We start from the raw sequence: 20919 nt of genomic DNA, 5'->3' as shown, positions 1-20919 counted from the left end.
TTCTTTCTATTTTTCAATGGACGCTTTAAAGGCATCCTCAATGAGTTTGTCTAATTCTCCAGACTCCTTCAACTTTTGAATAGTTTTATCAACTGCTTCTTTCAATTCCTTGCTATCTTTTTTCATGGCGACCGCGTAGGAATCATCTTGCTCTTTTTCAAAATTGAGGTCTGCGATTGCTAAATCAGGATTATTTTCCACAAATCCCTTGGCAACTGGTTCTTCAAAGATAACGGCATCCACTTGTCCTGATTTTAAATCTGTGATTAAATTCCCATTTTTAGGCAGAGATACGAGGGAAGAATTTTGTAGCAAATCTTTCGCCATCGTCTCTTGAATCGAACCTTTCTGTGCTCCGACCTTTTTCTGCGCCAAGTCGTTGACAGACTGATAAGTGGCCAAGTCAGATTTTTTGACAATGAGTTTATTTTTTGCAGTATAGTAGGGAATGGAAAAGTCAAACACCTTGCTCCGTTCATCTGTCTTAGAAACACCTGATATGGCAAGATCAGCTTTTCCTGATTGAACACTAGCCAGTACATTGTCAAAACTCATGGGAGATAGTTCCAATTCGACACCTAGTTCTGTTGCGATAGCCTTGGCTAATTCGATATCTGAACCCACAATCTGATTTTTCCCATCAACCACTTTTTGGTATTCAAATGGAGCAAAATCTGGATTGAGGGCTACAACCAATTTTCCTTTGGACTTGATGGCTTCAATTCCAGCCGATTGATTGTTACTACAAGCAAATAGTAGGGGGAGCATCACTAAACCAAACATCGTCATCAACACCTTCTTCATCTTATTCATAACAAAGCCTCCTTTATGTTTATTCCTTTTGCTTGTATAAATAATACACCTATCTTCATCCTTTGTCAAGCCTAAATTGTAATTTTTTTCAATTTAAAACAAAAAAACCTAGGAAAATTACATAAAAATTTCATTCCTAGGCGTATTTATGCTATTTCTCTTTGAAAAATATGAGTATTCAGTCAGTCAAATGAAGCTGAACGAACTCATTTTCCCTCGCCCAATTCAATGATCCGATGACATTGTTGGGCTACATAAGCATCGTGGGTCACGATAATGACTGTTTTCCCTTCTCGATTCATCTCTAAGAGAAACTTCAAGACCAAATCTCTATTTTCAGGATCCAGCGAACCTGTCGGCTCATCGGCTAAAATCAGCTGGCTAGGTTTTAAGATGGCTCTAGCAACTGCAATTCGTTGTTGTTCGCCCCCAGACAACTCGGAGACCTTTTGGTGCAACGTAGCTGACAAACCTACTCTCTCTAAAATCTCTTCCACCTTTTTGAGCTTGTCTTTCTTGGACAATTTCACATATTTCAGCGCCAGCATAAGATTGTACTCGACCGTTTCATCATCAATCAGGGCAAAATTTTGAAATAGATAAGAGATATGTTCACGGATTATTGTTTGCGACTTAGCAGAATTGACCGCTAGATTTGTCTGACCAAAAATCTCATACCGTCCGCTATAATCACCATCTATCAAACCTAATAAATTTAACAAGGTCGACTTACCACTGCCACTTTTTCCAACAATGGCTACCAAATCCCCCTGATCAATCCTGAGAGACAAGTGATCCAAAATCACTTTTCCCCCAATGGTTTTGGTAATATTTTCCAACTCAATCATAAGATGCCCCCTTTCAATAACTCTACTAGACTTCTTTTCTCCATCCTAGAAGCCAAGGCTAGCACAAATAGTATATCCAAACATGTAAAGCCTGCAAATAGCAGGAGTGGCAAGAGCGCATGGGCAAAGAAAATCAAGACTAGAAGAGGGAGACTATAGCCCAGCAAGAGCAGAACGAGGAGAGGACGGTAGCGATCGACCAGTTTCCACCCCATAAACTTCTTGGTAATGATATCCCTGCGCTTCAACAAGAAAGTGGTAACGAGTAAAAAGTAGGAGACAACCATACTGAGAAGAGCAAATAAGACAAAAAGAACGTTAAAATTGCGAACAGAATCCCGATAGGTATCAACCATCCCCTCTTGAATTGCTTGAATAGATGAAAATTTTAAATAATTTCCATCTGACAATTTCTCAACTAACTCTGTAATCTCTTTTTGATGTTGAACCGTATTTTCAATTTTAATCGGATTATTTAAGCCAGTTGTTGACAGGGAGGCTTTCTCATCCCACATCATATCAGAATCATTGACCAAGCTAATAATTGGATTGGAGAGATTTTTCTTTCGCTTATCACTATATGGGAAAAATGACCAATCTCCTTCATAATAGGCAATCTCGACATCCATCTCCTCTATCGTTCGTTTTTGCTGCTCTTCATACTTCATCGAATGAAAGGCAATTAACTTCCCCAAGAGCTGATTTTTATCTTCTTCACCTTTCGTACTTGCTGGCATCAAAATAACTTTTTTAATACCGGTATCTGGTAGCTTGAATCCCTTGCTCTTTAGAAAATTGCGATTGGCATAGTAAACATCCACCGTATCTGTTAACTGATATTGCTGAATCTGTTCTGATTGGACAAAATTTTTTACAGGAAGACTGCTACTCTGCACATAGCCCGCCTGCGTTTTTTCTACCAAATCCTGATAAAATCGATAGAAATAATCTGTAGATTTCCCTGACCCTGCTAGCTCTTCTTGCCACAGATTATCATTGAGTTTGAAGGTTTCTAAGGTCAGGTAATTACCTTGGCTTACCCACTGTTGCTGATAAGCAAGTTCTTTGTTTTCTTGTTCTAAACTTCTGCCCACCCCAATCAGTAAGGCCGTCAGTAAAATAGTTGTCCCTATTTTCATCACATAATTGAAAATGAGACCAAGTTTGACAGATGAAAAACCTTTCAACATGGAACTGACTGTCATTTTCTGAATCATCAGGTAGGTCAGCCAACTGATGAACAAATACAACTGTAAAAGCAGAAATTGGGATAAGAGTAAACTTGGGAACAGAAGTTTTGGTCTGTAGTCCAGCACTAAAAATAGTCCCAAGTCAATGATAAGACTTCCACCCAAGAGAAGATAAAAATTAGTCTTTACAAAACCAGCTAAAATCGCCCTGCTTTGGAAACCAAGTAACTTTTGAACCCCCACTCGTTTCATCTCCATCATCGGCTGATAAACTGTCATTAAAATCACAAGCAAGATTGCCAAGATAAAGATAATGATAGATAGTAACAACTCTTGATTTAGCACTCCAACCTGACTTCGGTAAGTGGGTTCTAATAAAATCGTCTTATCTATCTGGAAAAAATCACTCCACTTTTGTAGAATGGTATCGCGATCTATCTCTTTGCTGGAGGTAATCATGTAGCGCCCATTTACAGTATGGGATTTATCCTCAATATAGGATTGGAAGGTCTGGAGTCGAATGAGTTTCACCTTTAAAAAGGTGGGAATGGTTCCTAGATTATTGGGAAGATCCTGGTTGCTGTAGACCCCCTTCTCATTCTTTGAAAAATCAAGAGAAGTCAGACCGAACTCCTGATAGGGGAAGGTTTCCTTATTAAAAACACCAGCCTTGACGGCTTCATCGCCATTATCTACTTTGATAATAGAGACCTTGTCTTGATTTGCAACCTCTTCAAAAAACTGGAGAATAGTTTCTGTCGGTTTAGTGACATCTTTCAAGTACAAGTCAAATGAATAAGTTGTCTTGCCCATCTCCTGAATCCGCACTATTTCTCGTGTAACATTTACATTCAGGACAAAAAACGTAGTACACAGCAAGAGCAAGAGCATACAAAGATGACTGATTTTTTTCATAGAGATACCTCCCGTGAAGAGACGAAAGCGAGATAGGTGCAGGTACTTTTTATTTTTTACTAAATTTTAAATAGGTGTAAATAAATCCTGCACTTATAGCCAGAGTTGTCCACCATTTAAAATCAATATTCAAAAGTGAAAAGATTATAAAACTGATGATTAGCGAGGCTAAAAGATAGACAATGATTAAAATTTTATTTTTATTTTGCATAGGAATTGCCTTTCTGAATAGATTCTAGTGTTTACAGCTCATTTGTAAAGTTTACAATAAGCCACTAGGGCAATTGTCAATCAGAATGTTCTTTTATCTGTCAATAATCCGAGAAAATCTTGTCGTTTCAAGTCGGAGAAGTGTTTGGTAGAAAGACTTCCTTTTTGAAGTCCATCATCTCTAACCTGCAAATAATAGCTATGTTGGCTTGTTTTAATTGTCAAAAAATCGCCAAATATAAAAACTCTTTTCCAGTTGCGAATCTCAAATTCTTTCATCTCTAATTTTGGAATGCGGATAAGTCCTTGTCGCAAATCACGATGGTGCTCACTTGTGAAAGTCATCCCATTCCCAAGATTTCTTATCAGCAGTTCATCTGGAGTCACCATCACCAGCGCTATTTTAGTTAAGAAAATTTCAACTGTTGGTGGTAAAATCGCTAGATTAAACCAGGGATGCAGGTAGCGATAGGCTAAGAAATAATGAGGCTCCTCACCCAATCCTAGTTGTTTATATAAGGCCTTGACCTCACTATCTAACCTCGCTTCAAAAGACACATCCGAATGCTCTTCTTCCTTCCTCTGATTAAAATAACGCATCCAGACTAGGAAACCTATAAAGACTATAATAAATATTCCTGATAAGAGATATTTTAAATTGTAGTTCATTACTTAACCTCCTGATTCACACCTCTGCCTAAAACAGAGTCGTGTTTATTTTGAAAATAGTTCCATAACAACTTTAAATAAGACTGGTGTCATTAAAATTAGGATAGTTCCTATCACAAATATCATGACTACTCGAAAAAGCTCCTTATTTTTAAACATTTTTCCACCCCTTTTCTAGCTACATCATAGTACTATTAAGCCCATTTTAAAATTACACCAAACTTATTTTAGCTTTCTTTTTTACTATTCCTGTTATTATGATACAATATTTTTAATAGGATTTTATTATTTGTTAACTTTTTTCACAAAAAGGAGAAAGCCCATGCGTTATGATTTCGGAAAAGTCTATAAAGAAATACGTGAGTCAAAAGGATTGACCCAAGAAGAGGTCTGTGGAAATATCCTCTCAAGAACCAGCCTATCAAAGATTGAAAGTGGCAAAGCAACTCCCAAATATGAAAACATGGAATTTCTTCTCCGGCAAATCAATATGAGTTTTGAAGAGTTTGACTACATCTGCCATCTCTATCAACCGAGCCAACGAACAGAAATCATGCAAACTTATCTCAATATGACTTCCATCATTGGTAGTAATAGTCTAGTTGATTTTTTTGAAACATGCCAAGACTATCTCAAGACCCACCACGACCTGCCTATAGAAGAAATAAGGGATATGCTGGAAATTGTCATTCATATCCGTCAACATGGTACAGAGCAACTGTCAGACCAAGTGAAACAGACTGTCAAAAAACTTTGGGAAAAAATTGAAAAACAAGATACATGGTATGAAAATGACCTAAAAATCCTCAATACCATCCTTTTCAGCTTTCCCATTGATCACCTCCATCTCATTACTGGAAAAATCTTGCAACGCTTGGAAGTCTATAAAAACTACCAACATTTATATGACTTACGAATGGCAATCCTACTCAATCTGTCCACCATTTACTTATACCATCAAGACAAAAACATGTGTCAACAAATCTGCTATACTTTACTAGAGGATGCCAAGAAAAAGAAGCACTACGATAGACTCGCTATCTGCTATGTCCGTATCGGGATTTGTAGGGATGACGCTAGACTTATCCAAAAAGGTTTCTCACTTCTGGAGCTGACCGAGGAAACTTCTATGCTGTCTCATCTCAAAAAAGAAGTAGAGATCTATTCTCAACCGAAGGAAATATAAAAAAGTCGAGGGATTTCCTCGACCTTTTCATATTATTCTGTTCGTTAGTTCTTAATACCAGCCATTATTAAGCCAGAAGTTTTTAGCGGCTGTCCATGAACCATAACGTCCTGCAACATAGGCATCTGCTACACGTTCTTGGTTTTCAGCTGAGTAGTCACCGTTCAAGTATGAATCGGTCAATTGGTAACGTCCGATATAACGTCCATTTGTAGCTGTATAACTACCACCTGATTCTTTTTGAGCGATCCATTCTTTGGCTTCTGCTTCAGATCCGCTTACAGTTGAAACAACTGTTTCTTCTGCTACTGTTTCGCTTACTACTGGAGCTTCTTCTGCTACTTCGGTAGTTTCTGTCACTGTAGCTGAAACAGCCTCATCTTGAGCTGCTGGAGCTGCATAAGTCGTTGAAGCTGGTGCCACTGGCGCTGCTGGACCGTCGATAACCAACTCTTGACCAACATAAATCAAATGAATGTTGTCAATGTGATTGTTTTCTGCCAATTTTTCAACAGTTGTGTTGTGAGTTTCAGCGATTTCTGAAAGTGTATCACCTTCTTTAACAGTGTAAGTTGATGATTCTTGAGCAGATACAAATGATGGAGCAAATACTGCAAACAAGGCAGCTACTCCTGCAAGAGTTGTTTTAATCTTTTTAGTTGTTGATTTCATATTTGAAAATTCTCCTTCTTTCTATACTTCTATGATACCCTTTAAATATTACTGTTTCTTGACACTTTTATGTAGAAATATTACAAAATTATTTTTTATTTCCCTAAATAAGGTGTTTTTTGTCATAAAAGATACTATTTTTATGCTATTTGAGGTATTAGAAAGGTTTTCATCCGCAATTAAAGTCAAGACCCTCATTCTTTGATATAATAGAGATAAGAATTTTTATAAGGGGAAACTGATGAAATCACTTCGTTTTCAATCTGTCTTTGATATCATCGGACCAGTTATGATTGGCCCATCTAGTAGTCATACCGCTGGTGCTGTTCGTATTGGGAAGATTGTCTCTTCCATTTTTGATGATACTCCGACAGAAGTCGAATTCCAGCTATTTAACTCATTTGCCAAGACCTATCGTGGTCACGGAACAGACCTAGCCCTTGTTGCAGGTATTTTAGGCATGGATACAGATGATCCTGAAATCCCAAATAGTCTGGAGATTGCCCACAAGCGTGGCATCAAGATTGTCTGGACTATTCAGAAAGACAGTAATGCTCCTCATCCAAACACCACTAAAATTACCGTCAAAAATGCTCACAAGACCATCAGCGTAACTGGTATTTCTATCGGTGGAGGGAATATTCAGGTCACCGAACTCAATGGCTTTGCCGTCTCTCTCAATATGAATACACCGACTATCATCATTGTTCATCAAGATATTCCAGGTATGATTGCCCTCGTAACAGAAGCCCTTTCACGCTATGGTATCAATATCGCCCAGATGAATGTTACTCGTGAAAAAGCTGGTGAAAAAGCCATTATGATTATCGAAGTTGACAGTCGCAACTGTGATGAGGCTATCGAAGAAATTCGAAAAATCCCTCATCTCCACAATGTCAATTTCTTTAAATAGGAGGAAGCATGTTTTATTCTATCAAAGAATTGGTCGAGCAGGCAGAACTAGACTTTCAAGGAAATGTCGCAGAACTCATGATTACAACAGAGTTTGAATTGACAGGTCGTGAACGTGAAGAAGTCTTCCTTCTCATGGAACGCAATCTGGAAGTCATGAAAGCCTCTGTCCAACTTGGCCTCAATGAAAATAAATCTCGTAGTGGTCTGACAGGTGGAGATGCTGCCAAATTGGATCACTACATAAAAAATGGAAAAACTCTATCAGATTACACGATTCTCTCTGCTGCCCGAAATGCCATTGCAGTCAATGAACACAATGCCAAAATGGGCTTGGTTTGTGCCACTCCGACCGCAGGAAGTGCTGGCTGTCTGCCTTCCGTTCTAACAGCTGCTATTGAAAAATTAGACCTCAGCCACGAGCAACAGCTGGATTTCCTCTTTGCTGCCGGTGCCTTTGGACTAGTCATCGCAAACAATGCCTCTATCTCAGGTGCTGAGGGTGGCTGTCAGGCCGAGGTTGGTTCAGCCTCTGCTATGAGTGCTGCCGCCTTGACTCTGGCTGCCGGTGGAACACCTTATCAGGCCAGTCAGGCCATTGCCTTTGTCATTAAAAATATGCTGGGCCTCATCTGTGACCCTGTTGCCGGCTTGGTCGAAGTTCCCTGCGTCAAGCGCAATGCTATGGGAGCTAGCTTTGCCTTCATCGCAGCAGACATGGCCTTGGCAGGTATCGAATCTAAAATTCCTGTGGATGAAGTTATCGATGCCATGTACCAAGTAGGAGCAAGCATGCCAACTGCCTTTCGTGAAACAGCTGAAGGTGGACTCGCTGCCACCCCTACTGGTCGTCGCCTCCAAAAAGAAATTTTCGGAGAATAAGTTTATCAAATAGGAGAAACCATGACCTCTATCACAGCGATTTTTTTCGATCTGGATGGAACCCTCGTTGACAGTTCTATCGGGATTCACAATGCCTTTACCCATACCTTTAAGGAGCTGGGGGTGCCTAGCCCTGATGCCAAAACTATTCGTGGTTTTATGGGGCCGCCCCTTGAAAGTAGTTTTGCGACCTGCCTGCCTAAAGAACAAATTTCTGAGGCTGTGCAGATATACCGATCTTACTACAAGGAAAAAGGCATCCATGAAGCTCAGCTATTTCCCCAGATTATAGACTTGCTTAAGGAGCTATCAAGCAAATATCCTCTTTACATTACCACTACAAAGAATACTCCAACCGCTCAGGATATGACTAAAAACTTGGGAATCTATCATTTCTTTGATGGCATTTATGGTTCCAGCCCTGAAGCACCCCATAAGGCAGATGTCATTCGCCAAGCCTTGCAGACACATCAACTATCACCGGAACAAGCCATCATCATCGGAGATACCAAGTTTGATATGCTTGGAGCTCAAGAAACAGGCATTCAGAAATTGGCCGTCACTTGGGGATTTGGAGAACAAGCAGACTTGCTAAACTATCAGCCTAATTATATCGCTCACAAACCATTAGAGGTTTTGGCGTATGTTCAATAACATAGACTGGGCAACAACTTCATTTCAGAAGAAAATGAGGCAATCCATACATAACAAAACGCATATTACCAAGGTTCTTCAGACCTGATAATATGCGTTTTTCTGATTTTAAAGATTTTTTATTCAACGTGGGTTGTTTGATTGGCAAAGGCGATAATGGCTTGCTTCAACTCATCTCCACTAAGAGTGCGGAACTCTTCAATCTTTTGATCGATGGCTTCTAGAGGCATGACATTAACCTTACCAACGAAAATCTTATCCATAACTTGGTTATCAACAAGTTCGGTTGATACCAAGAGTTCTTCGTAAAGTTTTTCGCCTGGGCGGATTCCAACTTCAACGATTGGAATTTCGCTTTCGGTGTGTCCACTTAGAAGGACCATTTTCTTAGCCAAGTCATAAATCTTGACTGGTTTGCCCATATCAAGGATAAAGACTTCTCCATCCTTGGCGTAAGCACCAGCATGGATAACCAGACGGCTAGCTTCTGGAATAGTCATAAAGTAACGGGTCATGCGGAAGTCTGTCACCGTTACAGGCCCACCTTCAGCAATCTGGCGTTCAAAGACTGGAATCACACTACCACGGCTACCAAGAACATTTCCAAAACGAACCGCACAGTAGGTTGATTGACTACGTTGATTAAAGCCAGTGACAATCAACTCAGCCACGCGCTTGGTTGCTCCCATAACATTTGGTGGATTAACCGCCTTATCTGTCGAAATCATAACCATCTTAGGTACTTTGGCTTCATCAACAGCCTTAGCAACATTGTAAGTTCCACGGATATTGTTTTTGAAGGCTTCTTTTGGATTGCGCTCCATCATAGGAACGTGCTTGTGGGCAGCTGCATGATAAACAATAGCTGGCTTGTACTGCTCAAAGACTTGCAAGAGACGGTCGTAGTCTTGAATGTCCGCAATCACAGGTACATAATCAATCCCTTGGAACTTACGAATCAATTCATGATAAACAAGGTAGATTGAGTTTTCCCCATGACCGAGCAAGACAATGCGTTCAGGATTGAAGCGACTAACTTGACGACAGATTTCAGAACCGATTGAACCTCCAGCTCCTGTGACTAAGATGGTCTTACCTGTCAGTTCTGCACCCAGACGCGATTCGTCAAGACGAATTTCCTGACGACCCAAAAGGTCTGTGATATCAATCTTCTGGAAGCCTCCACCTGCTGGGTGAAGTCCTTGAACAACCGTTTCAACCTTAGGCATCTTGTAACATTTGACACCCAGCTTATTACACATCTGCAAGATACGCTCATACTCTGACGAATCAAGCGACGGAATCACAACGATGACACGCTCGATTTGATGGCGTTTGGCTAATTCAGGCAGATTGTCATAAGAGCCCAAAACAGGGATACCACCAAGTTTTTGACCCTTTTTCTTAGCATCCTTATCCAAGATACCGACCAGTTCTAATTCACTGGTTGGATGTTGGTAACTATCCATAAAGAGGGCCCCACCATCACCGGCACCAATCAAGAAGGTCCGACGGTGTTCTCCATCACCACTACCTTTTTTGCGTCTGGAGTAGAGTAACTGCCAAGTAATCCGTGGCAATAAAATCAAGAAGGTACTCAACAAGATAAAGAGAATGATGAAACGGATGGAGAAGAGTGGCAAGAAGGCATAGCAGATACTATATGACAAGACACTACTAGCAGTCACACCAAAAAAGATTTTCATGAAATCCGTAATCTTGCTGTAACGACTAATGCTCGCGTTCAAGCCCCAAAATGCAATCATCAATTGATAGAACAAGAAGGCCAAACTCGTATAGATAATGTAGTCAACAGGTGCTGGATTAATCAAGCCGTAGAATAAGATATAAGATACAATGATGGAAACCACCATACTCAAAATATCAAATATTCCCCAGAAAACCTGTTTTTGTTGTTTATTTAAAATTTCCACCAGATCAATCACATAATCTGTGAGTTTTTTATTCATAGAAATTTACTCCTCCTTAAAAGAGTTTTACTATATTGTTATTGTAGCATATTTTGATTTATTTGGCTTATTTTTCCAAATAAAGAACTGTTCCCTTGTACTCTTTCTTCCATTTAAATCCTCTAATTAAACCTACAATCGTTCCAAGGCCATAAGCAAAGTGAATGGAAAATAAAAGAAAGGGCATCACAATTAGAAATCCATTTTTATGTTTTAATAAAGTCAGCAAAGTGAGTAGTGATAAAAGTAAAAAATAGGCGCCTAATAGTAAAGTTATGAATACGAATGTGATCGGTAACAATGCTAGACTAAACACAAGACTCAAAACAAATAAACAAGGAACATAGTGAAATAATGATAAACACTTAAACTGAACATGACTTGTCAAGCCAATCCACAAACCATTTGAATACTTTTGATGCAGCATTTTCTTGAATGTTGGTCGAATATACTGATAAGATAGAATACTTGGGCTATAGCGGATTTTATAACCATGTTCTCGAATTCTATAATGAATATCATTATCTTCAGTTCGGCCAAGTTGCTCATTTACTAAACCAACCTTCTGGAAAACCTCTCGTTTATACATTCCATGAAAAATAGAAGAAACATATCTATCCTCAGAACTATTTCGATAATTGGCAATGCTACTGCCAAACATATTTTCCTCAACAAGATGCAAGGTCTCTGCCCATTTTCCTTTTCCTTCGACAATCGTCGGTCTAGGCCCCCCACAGACAAATTCACCTTGTTGAATAACAGCCACATTGTTCATTACAAAACTCTCAGTAACTTTTGAATGAGCATCAATTTTTAAAATAAGGTCCCCTACAGAATGTTTAACTCCCAGGTTAAAACCACTAGCTTGATTTTTCTTAGGATTGTTATACAATCTAATTGAGTTAAACTCTGTATCTTCCTTTATAAATTGCTGAATGATAGCTGTGGTCCCATCTGTGGACATAGCATTTATAAATAGAATTTCAATATTCTCTTTAGGATAGGTTTGATTTTTTAAGTCTTCAATTAGACCAGACAGATATTTTTCTTCATTGTATGCACTGATTACAATGGATACGAGAAGACTTTCAACATTTTGAGTCACTACTACTCTCCTGAATTTTTCCTTCCACCATTCTATCATAATTTTCAAGACTTTCCCATTTTTATCTTGAAAGCCAGAAACCTTACTTGACATTATAGTGAAAAAGCCTTAAAATAAGCTGTTATTAAAATCAGCTAGAAGAGGTATTTTATGAAAAAGCAATCACTCTTTTTTGTTCCAGGTATTATCCTGATTGGTGTTTCTTTGCGGGCTCCTTTTACTGTTTTACCCATTATTTTGGGAGATATTTCGCAAGGGCTGGGGGTAGAAGTTAGTTCGCTTGGTGTCTTGACCAGCCTGCCTCTCCTTATGTTTACCCTCTTTTCACCATTTTCTACCCGACTGGCTCAGAAAATCGGCTTGGAGCATCTCTTCACCTACAGCCTCTTCTTCTTGACCATCGGCTCACTTATTCGACTAATCAATCTGCCCCTGCTCTATCTAGGAACCTTGATGGTTGGGGCAAGTGTCGCAGTCATCAATGTCCTGCTTCCTAGTCTTATCCAAGCCAATCAACCAAAGAAGATTGGTTTTCTGACCACCTTATATGTAACCTCTATGGGGATTGCAACGGCTCTGGCCTCCTATCTAGCCGTGCCTATTACACAAGCCAGTTCTTGGAAAGGACTTATCATCCTCCTCACCCTGCTCTGCCTAGCAACTTTTTTGGTCTGGCTGCCTAATCACCGCTATAATCACAGACTGGCTCCACAAACCAAACAAAAAAGTCAAATAAAGGTCATGCGTAATAAACAGGTTTGGGCAATTATTATCTTTTCAGGTTTTCAATCCTTGATCTTTTACACCGTCATGACCTGGTTACCTACCATGTCTATCCATGCAGGTCTATCCAGTCACGAAGCTGGCTTGCTGACTTCTATCTTCTCTCTGATTAGCATTCCTTTTTCAATGACCATCCCAAGCCTGACAACCAGTTTATCTACTCGCAACCGTCAGCTCATGCTCACTCTGGTTTCACTAGCTGGTGTGGTCGGCATTTCCATGCTCTTTTTCCCAATCAATCATTTCATTTACTGGCTTACCATCCATCTCCTCATCGGAACCGCAACCAGCGCCCTCTTCCCTTATCTCATGGTCAACTTTTCACTCAAGACAAGCGCCCCTGAAAAGACAGCCCAATTGTCCGGCCTATCTCAAACAGGAGGCTATATCCTAGCAGCCTTTGGGCCAACCCTCTTTGGTTACAGTTTTGACCTGTTCCACTCTTGGGTACCAGCTGTAGCTGCCCTCTTGCTCATCTATATCCTGATGACTGTGGCCCTCTTTACAGTGGACAGAGCGGATAAGATCCTTTAAACGCCACATTTCAAGTGCAAGTTAACCAGTAAGAAGAGACCCTCTGGAAAACTTGTGTTGCGTGTTCTATGGATTGTTTCATAGGAAGTCTAATAAACCGCTAAGAAAACTTAGCGGTTGTTTTTTACTGTTTTTATAAGTATTTGAAAAGCTTCTAAAAGTTGTTCCTGTGTTGTTTGTGGAAGTTGGACTAATTGATCCGCTAATAATTCTAGTTGCGGATTTTGAGAAGTAATACGGCTCTCAAATAGTTCAGATGGCGGGATATCAAGAGCTGTAATGATTTTTTCCAAAGTATCAATTTTAATATTTGACCCCTTGGTTTCAAGATTAGAAATATAATCAATACCGACACCAGCTTTTTCGCTGAGATTTTGTTGGCTTAATTTTCTTTCTTTTCGTATGAGTCGTATTCGTTGACCTATATACTTTTGTAAATGAATGGATGTCATAACTTACCTCGTTTCAATACCATAATACAAGGAAGCTAACTATAAAATAACCCGTTTATAGACTAAAAAACGCAAATATGTTGCCTGTATAATGTAAAAATGATAAAATAGAAGTGTATAAGAAAATGATTAGCTCATAATCAATTATATTTTCTATCAACCATCAAAGGAGAAAATGATGAAGAAACTGAAAAAACTCACAACTTCAACAGCTATTGCGCTTGCGTCTGTTGGTGGAACTGCATTTGCTCAGGAAGCAACTGTTTCAGCACCAGTTGATGCAAATACTGTAACTGCTGTCAATGAACCAGCTCTTGTTTCAAAATCTGTAGCCGATACAAAACCAGAAGTGAAGAAATCTTCTGACGTCAAGCCTGCTCTTGATGCTCAAGAGTCTACTGTTAAGCAAGTTGAAGCTGAAAGTGAAACAGCAAAAGCTGAAGCTACTTCTGCTAACCAAGCTGTTACAACTACTGAAACTGCTTTGACAAGCGCTAAAGAGGACTTGAAGTCAGCTGAAGCTGTTAAAGCCAATGCTACAGAAGAAAATATCACTGCTACAAAAGCTAAACAAGACGCCAATGTAAAAGCTCAAGAAGCCAATCAAAAAGCAACTGAAGCGTCTACTGAAGCGATTAAAGCTCAAACTGAGACTGTAGCAACTGAAACAGCTAACGTTGCAAGCGCAACAAGTAAGAAAGCTGAAGCGGATAAAACAGTAACCGCTAAAGAAGCGAATGTAAAATCAGCTGAAGACGCGCTAAATGGTTCAGGACTTGGCGAAGCAAAAGCCTCTCTTGCCCAAGCTGAAAAAGATATTGAACAAGCCAATGCGAATATTTCAAGCGCAACAACAGCTGTCGAAACTGCTAAGAAAGCAGATAGCAACCGCGCAGAAGCCATCAAACAAGCTGAAAACAATGTGAATGTCAAAAATGACGCCTTGAAATTAGCTAAAGAAATGATGGACGCAGACCAAAACAAAGTTGAATCCATCCAAGAAAAAGCAGATGCTACAGCCTCTAAAGAAAAAGAAGCTCAAACTGCCTTGGATGCGGAAAAAGCTAAGTTGAATAAATCTGAAGGAATGAACATTCCAAATCCAACATTCACTATTCCAACAAATGTGTATAATGGATTTTCAGCAGATGTATTGAAATCAGCTGGTGTGTCTTCAAATGTTGTCACATTTGGACAACTATTAAAATTAGAAAAAGCTAACAAAAACAATGCAATTAAAAATGATTTAGATGATTTGATTCTCAATTCTGTAGCTGATATCGTTAAACAATCAAATGCTAACGTCAAATATGACAATGCTGACCTAAATCGTCCAGTTGATATTGACAATTTGACAGATGCTCAAAAACTTGAAGTCTCAGAATTTTACGTTAATGGATTGAAACAAATCCGAAATGCATTTAAAGATTCATTCAACGTAGAATCAGAAACAGGAACAACTAAAGAAGCTGTTACTTTAGCATCAACACAAGCTAAAAAATATGAAGAACGTGGATTAGACCCAATGGTTCATGGTCACGTACCTAATGCTGTTGAAAACGTTGCTTCAATGCGTTCTGATATTTCAAATATGTATGAACTAAAACAAGCTGTATACAATAATTTGATGTTTACAACATATCTTGATGGCGTTTCAAATGCTGATAAACGTCGCCCATGGGGACACCTTTATTCAAACCTAAACTTTGCAAAATATGTTGGTATTGATGTAGCTAATATCAATGGTCGTCATTACATGATTACAGCATTTTCAAATGAAGGAACTCCAGTAGCTAAATCAAATGAACTTGCCCAACTTGAAGCAAAACTAGCTGAAGCACAAAAACAAAACAGCCAAGCTCAAACTGCTCTTGCAAATGCTAAAGCAGAATTGGCAGCAGCTTCACGCAAATATGCTTCTGCACTTGAAGCTAAAACAGATGCTGAAAAAGAATTGTCAAGCAAATCAGCTAGTCCACTTCAAACAGAAGTCGCTGAAAAGAACTTGCAATTGGCAAACCTTACTTTGAAAAATGCACAAGAACGTAAAGCAACTGCTGAAAAAGCTATTGAAAACTTCTCAAGAAGCCAAGCAGAAAAAGAAACTGCTCTTGAAACAGCTAAAGCTGAACTAGCTACAGCTAAAACTGCCCAAAAAGATGCTGAAACTGCTCTTACAAGTGCACAAGCAAAATTGCAAGCTGAAGAAAACAAGTTGACTGCACTTCAAGCTGAACAAGCGAAACTACATGAAGAAAAAGACCAATTGGTGTCAGATGCAAAAGCAATTGCAACTGAATTGAGTGCTTATCTAAACGCAGATAAGAATCTTGCAGATGCGCAAGCAAAAGTAGCTGATTTAGAAACAAAATTAACTCAAGCAAAATCTGCTGCAAAATTGGCACAAGACAAAGTAGACGCAGTTACAGCTAAATTGAAAGCTGAACAAGCTAAATTAGTTGAAATCCAAGAAGAGTTTGATAAGTTGGTCAAGGCTGAAAGAAAGGACTACTACAATCTATCAGATTGGTATCTGAAGTATCTTGCAGGGAAACAAGCGGATAAGAAAACAGATACAGAACTCAAGAAAGTAGAAGATGAAAAACCTTCACAAGCTGGCAACTGGATTCAGTCAGCTGGTCGCTGGTGGTACAAACACGCTGACGGTTCATATACAACCAACGGCTGGGAACAAATCAAGGGTACTTGGTATTACTTTGACCACGCAGGTTGGATGCGAACTGGCTGGGTCAAAACTGGTGGCACATGGTATTACTTGAACAAGTCAGGCTCAATGGCTACAGGTTGGGTAAAAGACAACGGTACATGGTACTATTTGAACAAGTCAGGTTCACTGGCTACAGGCTGGGTTAAAGAAAATGGCTCATGGTATTATCTTGACCAGTCAGGTGCTATGAAAACAGGCTGGTTTACAGTTTCTGGTAAATGGTACTACGCCTATAGCTCTGGTGCCCTAGCAATCAATACAACGACCCCTGACGGCTACCGTGTCAATGCCAACGGTGAGTGGGTATAGAATAAAATTATTAAAAAATAAATAAAAAAAGGAAAATAATCATTATGAAAAAAATCGTTTTAACGACTACAGCAGTTTTATCACTCCTAGCAACAGGAGCTACAATTTCAAATGTCAATGCCTCAAGTGCTCCAGCACCTCAAACAAACAGTCAGTCAGATAGTATTATTGCGACAGATGTGACTCTTGTAGAGAAAAGAGAAGCAAAAATTCAAAGAGCAGTTGATGATTTATCTAAACAAGCTATTAGTATAGAATTGGTTGATGAAAATTATAGTAGCAATTTTAAAAATCAATTTCCAAACTTTTTTGAAAAACGTCCAGAAGGACAAGTGTACGTTGATGGAAAACAAGTTACATTTAAGGCAACAAATTTTGGAATCTATAGTATGAACTTTGAGTCAAAAGGGGTTCGATACAAAGCGACAGTAGATGTGAGAGAAAATGTAGGTAAAGGTCTTGCTTTCTACATTTACCTAACTAAACTAGAAGTTTTATCAACTAATCAAACTTCGGGGAACACAACTACTCCAGCATCTTCCCCTACAACTCCAACACCAACAAAAACAGACCGTTGGGTTCAAGCTGGTTCTCGCTGGTGGTTCAAGCACTCTGATGGTTCTTACACATCTAATGGCTGGGAAAAAATCAATGGTGTTTGGTATCGTTTTGATAACTCTGGTTGGATGCAAACTGGATGGGTAAAAGACGGTAATTGGTACTATCTCGATGGTTCAGGGGCTATGAAGACTGGTTGGCTCAAAGATAATGGTAGCTGGTACTATCTTCAAGACTCAGGCGCTATGAAAACAGGCTGGATGAAAGTATCTGGTAAATGGTACTATGCTTATAGCTCTGGTGCACTCGCAATCAATACAACGACCCCTGATGGTTACCGTGTCAATTACAATGGTGAGTGGGTAGAATAGACCGATTTACTAAATAGACTAAGAAATAAAAAAATCTTCTTGCGTTTGTAGGAAGATTTTTTGGATTCACAAAACTAGCTTCTATCATTTTTATATATAAAAATTTTACACATTTCTCTTGACAGGGCTTTCTTTTAGATGTACAATGTATGTGTAGAAAAATTATATATAAAAATCCTACACATTAGAAAAGGAGGTTTCCCATGTACTTTCCAACATCCTCTGCCTTGATTGAATTTCTCATCTTGGCCGTACTGGAAAAAGGGGATTCTTATGGTTATGAGATTAGCCAAACCATTAAGCTGATCGCTAATATCAAAGAATCCACACTCTATCCCATTCTCAAAAAATTGGAAGGCAATAGCTTTCTGACAACCTATTCTAGAGAGTTCCAAGGTCGCATGCGCAAATACTACTCCTTGACAAATGGTGGTATAGAACAGCTCTTGACCCTAAAAGATGAATGGGCACTCTATACAGACACCATCAATGGCATCATAGAAGGGAGTATCCGCCATGACAAGAACTGAATACCTGACTCAGCTAGAACTCTATCTCAAGAAACTACCTGAAGCTGACCAAATTGAAGCCATGGACTATTTCAGAGAGCTCTTTGACGATGCTGGAGTCGAAGGAGAGGAAGAACTCATCGCTAGCTTAGGAACTCCTAAGGAAGCAGCTCACGAAGTCCTCTCCAATCTTCTCGATAAAAAAATCAATGAGGCACCCGCTCAAAAAAATAACCGACAAATTTTGCATATCGCCTTGTTAGCCCTCCTTGCAGCACCCATCGGTATTCCTCTGGGAATCGCCATCCTCGTGACCCTGTTCGCAATCCTTGTAGCCGCTTTGACTGTTATTCTGGCTTTCTTTGCAGTTTCCATACTGGGTATCATCGGCGGATTCCTATTTTTAGTTGAAAGTTTCACTGTCTTAGCCCAAGCCAAATCAGCCTTTATCTTGATTTTCGGTTCTGGTTTACTGGCTATCGGTGCTTCTTCACTAGTCTTACTAGGTATTTCCTATGTAGCCCGCTTCTTCGGTCTACTCATTGTTCGCCTGGTGCAATTTGTTCTTAAAAAAGGAAAGAGAGGTGACCAGCATGCGTAAATTGACAAAAGGATTTCTCATTTTTGGTGTAGTGACTACCGTTATCGGCTTTATCCTGCTTTTTGTAGGTATCCAATCTGACGGGATTAAGAGCCTACTTTCCATGTCCAAAGAACCTGTCTATGATAGCCGTACGGAAGAACTAACCTTTGGCAAGGAAGTCGAAAACCTAGAAATCACTCTTCACCAGCACGCGCTGACCATCACAGACTCTTTCGATGATCAAATCCACATTTCTTACCATCCATCACTTTCTGCTCACCATGATCTTATCACCAATCAGAACGATAGAACTCTGAGTCTCACTGATAAGAAACTGTCTGAAAGTCCATTTCTCTCTTCTGGAATTGATGGGATTCTCCATATTGTAAGTAGTTCATCTAATCGTTTTAATGATGTCATCATCGGACTACCGAAAGGGAGAACTCTAAAAGGGATCAACATCTCAGCCAATCGCGGACAAACCACCATCATAAATGCTAGCCTTGAAAATGCGACCCTCAATACAAACGGCTATATCCTCCGAATTGAAGGAAGTCGTATCAAAAACAGTAAACTCACAACGCCCAATATCGTTAATATCTTTGATACAGATCTTACAGATAGTCAGCTAGAGTCAACAGAACATCACTTCCACGCTGAAAATATCCAAGTCCATGGTAAGGTTGAACTGACTGCCAAAGATTATCTCCGAATCATCCTAGACCAGAAAGAAAGCCAACGAATTAACTGGGACATCTCAAGCAACTATGGTTCTATCTTCCAATTCACAAGAGAAGAGCCTGAATCAAGAGGTACGGAATTAAGCAACCCTTACAAAACTGAAAAAACCGATGTCAAGGATCAACTCATTGCGAGATCTGATGATGATATTGAGCTAATATCCACACCAAGCAGGCGTTGACAAAAACGCTTACATCTGCTACTATAGAAGCATATTTATCTAACTAAAAAGGAGGTTCTACCATGAAACAAGAATGGTTTGAAAGTAATGATTTTGTAAAAACAACAAGCAAGAACAAGCCTGAAGAGCAAGCTCAAGAGGTTGCAGACAAGGCTGAAGAAATGATAGCCGATCTCGATACACCAATTGAAAAAAATACTCAAGTAGAGGAGGAAGTCTCTCAAGCTGCAGTCGAACTGGAAAGCCAGCAAGAAGAGACAATTGAAACACCTGAAGACAGTGAAGCGAGAACAGAAATAGAAGAAAAGAAAGCGTCTAATTCTAGTGAAGAAGAGCCAGATCTTTCTGGAGAAACAGAAAAAGTCACTATAGCTGAAGAAAGCCAAGAAGCTCGTCCTCAGCAAAAAGCAACCACAAAAGAGCCCCTTCTTATCAGTAAATCTTTAGAAAGTCCCTATATCCCCGACCAAGTTCCAAAATCTAGGGATAAATGGAAAGAGCAAGTGCTTGATTTTTGGTCTTGGCTAGTGGAAGCAATCAAATCTCCTACAAGCAAGCTTGAAACAAGTAGCACACACAGCTACACAGCCTTTCTCTTGCTCATTCTATTTTCTTCATCTTCCTTTTTCTTTAGTATCTACCACATCAAACATGCTTACTATGGACATATAGCAACCATAAACAGCCACTTCCCTGAGCAACTAGCACCTTTAACTCTCTTTTCAATCATCTCTATCCTAGTAGCAACCACACTCTTCTTCTTTTCATTCCTCTTGGGTAGTTTCGTTGTGAGACGATTTATCTACCAAGAAAAGGACTGGACGCTAGAAAAGGTTCTCCAACAATATAGTCAACTCTTGGCAATTCCAATCTTCCTCACTGCTACTGCTAGTTTCTTTGCCTTCTTTGACAGCCTACGATTTACAGCCCTTTTGTGTGTGATTAGCATTGGGATCATTCTGCTTGCTAGTCTCCATATTATTACAAGACCAAGTCAAGCAAGTGAAACCGACTCCTTTTATCAGTTATTCTTGTCTGTCCTTGTGAACGGAGTTATCATCCTCCTCTTCTTTGTAGCTGAAGTCGCACTGATTGGAGATTATCTTCGTATCTTGGCCCTTCTTTAAACTTCATACTCTTCGAA

At 39.5% G+C, this 20919-nt stretch carries 18 protein-coding genes and 1 pseudogene; 11 read left to right on the top strand and 8 right to left on the bottom strand.

The genetic code is table 11. The annotated features are described in order from the left end of the window. Window positions 1-6: 6 nt before the first annotated feature. The 4 genes from HT724_RS01885 to HT724_RS01870 form a co-directional block, all read right to left on the bottom strand. Complete coding sequence (locus HT724_RS01885; protein ID WP_050223629.1) at window positions 7-813, bottom strand: ABC transporter substrate-binding protein; 807 nt, start codon at window positions 811-813, stop codon at window positions 7-9. Between the two features lie 206 nt (window positions 814-1019). Further along, window positions 1020-1661 (bottom strand): ABC transporter ATP-binding protein, encoded by a 642-nt coding sequence (locus HT724_RS01880; RefSeq protein ID WP_000571036.1) that lies wholly within the window; start codon window positions 1659-1661, stop codon window positions 1020-1022. Beyond that, on the bottom strand, window positions 1658-3766 hold the full coding sequence (locus HT724_RS01875; protein WP_173276096.1) for a bacteriocin-associated integral membrane family protein: 2109 nt from the start codon (window positions 3764-3766) through the stop codon (window positions 1658-1660). The genes HT724_RS01880 and HT724_RS01875 overlap by 4 nt, the downstream gene beginning before the upstream one ends. A gap of 291 nt (window positions 3767-4057) precedes the next feature. Beyond that, window positions 4058-4645, bottom strand: a complete 588-nt coding sequence (locus tag HT724_RS01870; RefSeq protein WP_173276095.1) for a hypothetical protein — start codon at window positions 4643-4645, stop codon at window positions 4058-4060. 322 nt (window positions 4646-4967) lie between these two features. On the opposite strand from HT724_RS01870, the gene HT724_RS01865 reads away from it, so the two are divergent. Continuing rightward, the gene (locus HT724_RS01865; RefSeq protein WP_173276094.1) at window positions 4968-5831 is read left to right on the top strand and encodes a helix-turn-helix transcriptional regulator; all 864 of its coding nucleotides are present in this window, start codon (window positions 4968-4970) and stop codon (window positions 5829-5831) included. A 51-nt stretch (window positions 5832-5882) separates the two neighbouring features. On the opposite strand, the gene HT724_RS01860 is transcribed toward HT724_RS01865, so the two are convergent. After that, window positions 5883-6503, bottom strand: coding sequence for a LysM domain-containing protein (locus tag HT724_RS01860; RefSeq protein ID WP_173276093.1), 621 nt, complete (start codon window positions 6501-6503; stop codon window positions 5883-5885). Window positions 6504-6744: 241 nt separating this feature from the next. Between HT724_RS01860 and sdaAB the strand changes: the two genes are divergently transcribed. The 3 genes from sdaAB to HT724_RS01845 are packed head-to-tail and all read left to right on the top strand — an operon-like array spanning window position 6745 to window position 8951. After that, on the top strand, window positions 6745-7416 hold the full coding sequence (gene sdaAB / locus HT724_RS01855; protein WP_000838912.1) for an L-serine ammonia-lyase, iron-sulfur-dependent subunit beta: 672 nt from the start codon (window positions 6745-6747) through the stop codon (window positions 7414-7416). An 8-nt stretch (window positions 7417-7424) separates the two neighbouring features. Then, window positions 7425-8297 carry an L-serine ammonia-lyase, iron-sulfur-dependent, subunit alpha gene (gene sdaAA / locus HT724_RS01850; protein ID WP_000500050.1) on the top strand — a complete coding sequence of 291 codons (873 nt, stop codon included), beginning with the start codon at window positions 7425-7427 and terminating at the stop codon, window positions 8295-8297. A gap of 21 nt (window positions 8298-8318) precedes the next feature. Continuing rightward, complete coding sequence (locus tag HT724_RS01845) at window positions 8319-8951, top strand: HAD family hydrolase (protein ID WP_173276092.1); 633 nt, start codon at window positions 8319-8321, stop codon at window positions 8949-8951. A 119-nt stretch (window positions 8952-9070) separates the two neighbouring features. On the opposite strand, the gene HT724_RS01840 is transcribed toward HT724_RS01845, so the two are convergent. Together HT724_RS01840 and HT724_RS01835 are read right to left on the bottom strand one after the other, a co-directional pair. Continuing rightward, window positions 9071-10921, bottom strand: coding sequence for a nucleoside-diphosphate sugar epimerase/dehydratase (locus tag HT724_RS01840; RefSeq protein WP_173276091.1), 1851 nt, complete (start codon window positions 10919-10921; stop codon window positions 9071-9073). A gap of 38 nt (window positions 10922-10959) precedes the next feature. Next, a pseudogene (locus tag HT724_RS01835) lies at window positions 10960-12119 on the bottom strand (glycosyltransferase family 2 protein). Window positions 12120-12176: 57 nt separating this feature from the next. Between HT724_RS01835 and HT724_RS01830 the strand changes: the two are divergent. Beyond that, window positions 12177-13343 carry a CynX/NimT family MFS transporter gene (locus HT724_RS01830; protein WP_173276090.1) on the top strand — a complete coding sequence of 389 codons (1167 nt, stop codon included), beginning with the start codon at window positions 12177-12179 and terminating at the stop codon, window positions 13341-13343. 110 nt (window positions 13344-13453) lie between these two features. Here HT724_RS01830 and HT724_RS01825 read toward each other — a convergent pair whose 3' ends face one another. Continuing rightward, window positions 13454-13795, bottom strand: a complete 342-nt coding sequence (locus HT724_RS01825; RefSeq protein ID WP_050261213.1) for a helix-turn-helix transcriptional regulator — start codon at window positions 13793-13795, stop codon at window positions 13454-13456. Window positions 13796-13973: 178 nt separating this feature from the next. Here HT724_RS01825 and HT724_RS10455 point away from each other — a divergent pair, with 178 nt between their 5' ends. The 6 genes from HT724_RS10455 to HT724_RS01795 all read left to right on the top strand — a co-directional run bounded on the left by HT724_RS10455 (window position 13974) and on the right by HT724_RS01795 (window position 20902). Further along, entirely contained in the window at window positions 13974-16832 is a 2859-nt protein-coding gene (locus tag HT724_RS10455) for an SEC10/PgrA surface exclusion domain-containing protein (RefSeq protein WP_173276089.1), read from the top strand. 44 nt (window positions 16833-16876) lie between these two features. Beyond that, window positions 16877-17761 (top strand): N-acetylmuramoyl-L-alanine amidase family protein, encoded by an 885-nt coding sequence (locus HT724_RS01815; RefSeq protein WP_173276088.1) that lies wholly within the window; start codon window positions 16877-16879, stop codon window positions 17759-17761. A gap of 203 nt (window positions 17762-17964) precedes the next feature. After that, window positions 17965-18291 carry a PadR family transcriptional regulator gene (locus HT724_RS01810; RefSeq protein WP_000273854.1) on the top strand — a complete coding sequence of 109 codons (327 nt, stop codon included), beginning with the start codon at window positions 17965-17967 and terminating at the stop codon, window positions 18289-18291. Beyond that, window positions 18278-18871: a DUF1700 domain-containing protein gene (locus HT724_RS01805; RefSeq protein WP_050281786.1), complete on the top strand. Its 594-nt coding sequence runs from the start codon at window positions 18278-18280 to the stop codon at window positions 18869-18871. The genes HT724_RS01810 and HT724_RS01805 overlap by 14 nt, the downstream gene beginning before the upstream one ends. Next, the gene (locus tag HT724_RS01800; protein WP_173276087.1) at window positions 18864-19775 is read left to right on the top strand and encodes a DUF4097 domain-containing protein; all 912 of its coding nucleotides are present in this window, start codon (window positions 18864-18866) and stop codon (window positions 19773-19775) included. The genes HT724_RS01805 and HT724_RS01800 overlap by 8 nt, the downstream gene beginning before the upstream one ends. A 62-nt stretch (window positions 19776-19837) precedes the next feature. Continuing rightward, on the top strand, window positions 19838-20902 hold the full coding sequence (locus tag HT724_RS01795) for a DUF6574 domain-containing protein (protein WP_173276086.1): 1065 nt from the start codon (window positions 19838-19840) through the stop codon (window positions 20900-20902). The last annotated feature ends 17 nt before the right edge of the window (window positions 20903-20919 follow it).

The sequence above is a fragment of the Streptococcus sp. k-402 genome, from assembly GCF_013277515.1.
Lineage (GTDB): Bacteria > Bacillota > Bacilli > Lactobacillales > Streptococcaceae > Streptococcus.
The sequence above is the reverse complement of the archived record's forward strand: the minus strand, read 5'-3'. Positions and strand labels throughout refer to the sequence as shown.